This window comes from Mesorhizobium sp. M1396 (genome assembly GCF_040317725.1).
In the GTDB taxonomy this organism is placed as follows: domain Bacteria; phylum Pseudomonadota; class Alphaproteobacteria; order Rhizobiales; family Rhizobiaceae; genus Mesorhizobium.
Window position 1 is genome coordinate 1 of sequence record NZ_JAMYLA010000151.1, and the last position, 960, is coordinate 960.

Below are 960 nucleotides of genomic sequence, written 5' to 3' on the forward strand. Positions count from 1 at the left end.
GATAGTGTCCTGAAGGTTCTGCAAAAAGTTTTGGAGAGAGAACGGCGCTTGCTCTGAGGGGCGAGCGGCCATGGCACGATGGTGACGTTGCAATCACCGATTCCCGTGGAAGGGGAAGTGCCATGACCAATCGAGAAGTTAGACTGAGCAGAGGCGAGTTGAAAGCGTTGCTGTTGTCGGATGAGGACGGCTTTCGCCAGGCATTGCAGACTGTCGTGCAGGAGGTTCTTGAAGCCGAGATGACGGAGGCGATCGGGGCCGAGAAAGGCGAGCGGACGGCGGAGCGGACGAGTTACCGGTCCGGCTATTACGAGCGCAAGCTGGTGACGCGGGTTGGGGTGCTGGAGCTTCGCGTTCCGCAGGATCGGGCCGGCCGGTTCTCGACGGAGTTGTTTGAGCGCTACCAGCGTTCGGAGAAGGCATTGGTGTCGGCACTGGTGGAGATGTACGTGCAGGGCGTCTCGACCCGCAAGGTGAAGGCGGTGACGGAGGAATTGTGCGGCCACTCCTTCTCGGCCTCGACGGTGAGCGAGGCGACGACGCGGCTGGATGAGGCGCTCAAGGCGTTCTTCACGCAGCGGCTCGAGGAAAGCTATCCGTATCTCATTTTGGACGCGCGCTACGAGCGGGCTCGCGAGGCGGGCGTGATCGCCAGCCAGGCGGTGCTGGTGGCGATCGGCGTGGATTGGGAGGGCCGGCGCCAGGTTCTGGGCGTTGAGCTGGCCAACCGGGAGAGCCATTCGAGCTGGCGCGAGTTCCTGACGGGACTCAAGACTCGCGGGCTCGCCGGCGTCGAGTTCGTCGTCTCCGACGACCATCCGGGGCTCAGGGCGGCAATCCGCGAAGTGCTGCCCGAAGCGGTCTGGCAGCGCTGCTACGTGCACTTCCTCAGAAACGCGCTCGACTACGTGCCGCGCAAGGTCGACGACGATTGCCTGATGGAGCTCAGATGGTTCTACG

General features: G+C 63.2%; 1 protein-coding gene. It reads left to right on the forward strand.

Features of this window, described 5'->3' with window-relative positions; translation table 11 throughout:
- Positions 1-122: 122 nt before the first annotated feature.
- Positions 123-960, forward strand: an 838-nt coding sequence (locus NKH02_RS34385; protein WP_352884283.1) for an IS256 family transposase, incomplete at its 3' end; no start/stop codon positions are given.